This is a genomic window from Streptomyces sp. NPDC057565 (assembly GCF_042801455.1).
Classification (GTDB): domain Bacteria; phylum Actinomycetota; class Actinomycetes; order Streptomycetales; family Streptomycetaceae; genus Streptomyces; species Streptomyces yanii.
In genome coordinates this window covers 1-4394 of sequence record NZ_JBHVFU010000146.1, presented here as the reverse complement: position 1 = coordinate 4394, position 4394 = coordinate 1, and the positions used below count along the sequence as shown (strand labels likewise).

The following is a 4394-nucleotide window of genomic DNA, read 5'->3' as shown; positions in this document are numbered from 1 at the left end:
ACGCTCACGCAGTTCGTCGGAGTATTTCCGGGGGGCAGCCATGACGGGGATCCTTCCGGGTCTTCGATGTCTCCATCAAACCCAGGGCGATTCACTGCTCGACCCGGTGGGCAGGCAGGTCGGCCCCGCCGGTTCCCTTGGCACAAAGGGTGGGGACTGGGATGTCAGAGACCTACCGATGATTGGACAGTATTCGCTTGTCCTTGACCCCGGGTCCGCAAATATCGGGGCTGTCACCGTGACCGCGTCTCACGCTGTGCGTCACAAACTCGATCTTGTCGGCCCCTCTGACACAGTGCAGATCACTCGTCCGGGACAGGACGGACAGTGGGAATTCCCCGCAACAGCAGGCACGTCGCTGAGCATAGGGGTGGACACGCGTGAGATATCCAAGGCCGCGACGGTGACGCTATACGGACCCGATGGGAAGTCAGTTTCTTCAGCGTACGCAAGTGCCTTGTCCAACGGTTCAATGAACGTTGACTCACTTCCCCAGACCGGAGCGTATCTGCTCGTCGCTAACCCCGTGGACGCTGGGACGGGCAACCTCACCGTGACCGGCTCGACTTACGCGAACGCAGGTGCCCTAGATCCGGAGGGGCCGGCCGTTGACTTGCGGATCGAGCGTTCCGGACAGATCGGGTGGGCCCGATTCACCGCTGCCACAGGTGAGCGTAAGTCGCTTGGCATTGCCGCTACAGGATTCGGCAACAAAAATGTCTCACTTGAGGTTCGCGACCCCGAGGGCAAAACGATCGCCAATTCCGGGGTCTCCGGGGGCTCCACCGCACAGTGGGACAGTCCGACGCTTTCATCAACAGGAACCTACACCGTTGTTGTCAAGCCGTCCGACCTGAGCGTCGGGACGGTTCAGCTCACGGTGTCCTCGCCTGTCAGGGCGGGGCCGCTGTCCACCACGGGAGGTTCTGTCACGGCGGCCAACAGTCGTTTCGGGCAGAACATCGAGGCTGGCTTCGAAGGCGTATCCGGCAAGAGTCTTTCTCTAGGCGTCAGCGGCAGCACATTTGCGAGTTACCTTGCGGTGAGCGTGATTGCTCCTTCCGGTAAGAAGGTGGTCAGTAGCTCAATAGTGGCCTCAGGTGGCAAAGGAACCACGATCGCCGTTCCTGTCCTTGCCGAGACGGGCACATACCTGATCATCATCGACCCGTCTCAGGGTTTGACCGGGTCGGTGTCGTTGACGCTGTCTGCCAGCGTCGAGGTGTCGCTCACGACAGACGGGCCATCAGTACCGGCAGTGACTGCCCGCTCTGGCCAACAGATACGCGCAGCGTTCACCGCGTCCAACGCCACGTCGATCGGTTTTGCTCTCACGGAAAACACCATTTCCGAGGCGACGAACATCCGCCTACTCGATGACAGTGGCGGTACAGGGCAACTCCTCGGTACCGTGAGCGGGGCGGGCTCATTTGCTCACTATTTCACCGGGCTTACGGTGGGGGCAAAATACACACTGGAGGTGACCCCCTCTCAAGGCGGCACGGGAAGTGTAACGTTGTGGCTTTCGAGCCCACATCAGGCGGGCACGCTTTCCGCGGCAACACCTGCGGCTCGAGGCGAGGTCACGCGACCTGGCCAGCCACTGGAGTTCACTGTTCCCACAGAGACCGGCGAAGGCGCTGCTGTGGAATTCAGTGAAAACACACTGACGCAGTCATCTAATGCCACCGTCACAGCTCCGAATGGCACCACAGAAATCCCTGTGCTGCTTGGAACCAAGTCATCAGGCGAAGTGGATCTGCGAGCACCGCTCACCAGCGGTACCTACCGCGTGCAGATACAACCTGCCAAGCCGGCCACCGGCGCGATCACCGCCACACGGGTCCCCGACATCAATGCCGGGAACCTGGATCCGGGCGGCCCCGGGATACCTGCAGTCATCTCCACCGCCGGGCAGAACGCTCACTACACCTTCGCCGGCACCAAAGGCCAAAAACTTACCCTCACTCTAAATTCCCCTAGCGCCTGGGACATGAGCATTTTCAGTCCCGAAGGCAAGTGGCTCGTAAACCAGCGATACACCTCTGCCACGACCCTCTCCTACGCCCTGCCTGCACTCCCGGCTGACGGCACGTACGTTCTTGTCGTCGACCCCTCCGCCCTCGCCACCGGCACATGGACTCTCGCGATGCCTGCGGCCACCAAGGCTGCAACGGCCAACAGTCCGGTGAATGCAACGACAGGCTCGACGGGACAGAAAACGGCACAGACGCCCCCTGGAGTTGTGCCTACGGGCCCCGATGCGTGGCAGCCAGGTAAGACGAACCTGGCCGGCCGTGACTGGATCACCGGCCGAGGCACCGCCCCCAGAACCGCCCCCTCACTGCGGGCGCCGCCCGGAGCGACGGCTCTCACCGGCCACGTTCTCAAACTGGATGGGACGCCGCTGGCCAAGGTCACTGTCAGCGTCGGGAAGCAGCGCGGCCGCACGGACTCCAAAGGCCGTTTCCTGCTCGCCGGGATCGACAAACAGGACACCACACTCGTAGTCGACGGCTCCAGCGCAAACACAAGAAAGCGGCAGTATGGCCGCTTCGACATCCACATACGCCCCGAGGCAGACACGACGGTAGAGCTTGGCTTCCCCGTGTGGATGACTCCGCTGGACACGAAGCACACCACCCGCTTCTCTGCTCCTGCCACCTCCGATGTGGTGCTGAAAACTCCGCAGATCCCCGGACTCGAGGTGCACATCCCCAAGGGATCCGTGGTCCGCGATGACCACGGCAGGCCCGTCACCGAGCTGGGCATCACAGCAATTCCGATTGACCGCCCCCCGTTCCCCCTGCCGGAACACAGTGTGGTGCCAGTCTTTTTCACAGTGCAGCCCGGCGGCACGTACGTTTTTCCCAAGGGTGCGCAGATCATCTACCCGAACTACACCCATGCGGCACCGGACACACGGGTGGAGTTCATGGACTACGACCCTGTCAAGAAAGGCTGGTACGTCTACGGGCACGGCCAGGTCTCCAGGGACGGCCGTCAGGTCGTACCGGACGCGAAGACCAGGGTATGGGCCTTCCACGGGGCGATGTTCAATTTCAACGACCTGATGCCCTGGGACCTGTCAAGAGCCGATGATGTCATCCAATGGCTGTCCGGTGACCCCGTTGACCTCGGCACTGGGATGATCACGGATTCGCGCACCGACCTGGCGGTGACTGGGGGGAGCGGATCAACAGACATCACCCGTACCTACTGGCAGGGAGACACCCAGTCCCGCGCCTTCGGGATCGGACGAGACCTTACGTACAACGCCTTCTTCCACTCCGAGGTGCAATACCAAGAAGTCGACTTGTACCTGCCGGGCGGGAACAAGGTTCACTTTGTTCGCACAAGCCCCGGCAACGGAGTGACAGACGGCGTATTCGCCCCAGTCAACTCATCCGGACCGTTCCAAGGTTCCCAAGTCATCTGGGACGGCGGATGGAAGCTGAAATTCCGTGACGGAAGTACCTGGCTGTTCCCGGAGTACTCGGCGCTCAAGGAGATCCGCGACCGGCACGGAAACACTCTGAAGTTCACCCGTCTCGCAGGCCGAGGCGAGATCACCCGCATCACCGGTTCCGACGGTCACTGGATCTCCCTTGCCTACGACGCTCAGCACCGGGTGCGTGAGGCCCGGGACAACACCGGCCGCACCACCTCCTACACCTACGACGCCGCCGGCCGCCTAGCGACCGTGACCGATCCCGCGGGAAAGACCAGCAGTTACACGTACGACGGCACCTCCAACCGGATCGCGACGGCAACCGACGCCCGCGGCATCACGTACATGACCAACACCTTCGATGCGGACGGACGGGTCAAGGACCAGGTCCTCACCGAAGGCGCGAAGTACTCCTTCGCCTACACCCAGAACGGAGCCGGCAAGGTCACATCTGCAACGGTGACCCAGCCGGGCGCGTCAGTGCGCCGGGTGGAGTTCGACGCGGATGGGTACGGCGTCAAGGACACCGAAGCCCACGGAAGCAGCCTCGCCCGCACGACGACATACCAACGCGGTGGGACGGATCACCGGATCGAGGCGATCGTCGACCCTTATGACCGACGCACGAAGTTCACCTACGACGCGAACGGCCACATCACCTCGACTACCCAGCTCGACGGCACCCCGCAGGCCCGCACTTCCGGTGTGGCTGTCTTCGACGGACCCTTCGACCAGCCGACACAGGTAACAGATCCACTCGGCAGTGCCACCACCTTCACCTACGACGCAAGCGGAGACCTGGACACGGTCACCGACGCCGAGGGAAGGGTCTCCAAGCTGGACTTCATGCCGGACGGTCAGGTGAAGACTGTCACCGACAACGCCGGGGCGGTAACGGAGTACACGTACAACAACGGCGACCTGGTCTCGGTCAAGGACGCCG

The 4394-nt window shown here is 62.4% G+C and carries 1 protein-coding gene; it reads left to right on the top strand.

Annotated elements, in window-relative coordinates; genetic code table 11:
* Positions 1–526: 526 nt before the first annotated feature.
* Positions 527–4394, top strand: a 3868-nt coding sequence (locus ACFU8W_RS52085; protein ID WP_384052864.1) for a DUF6531 domain-containing protein, incomplete at its 3' end; no start/stop codon positions are given.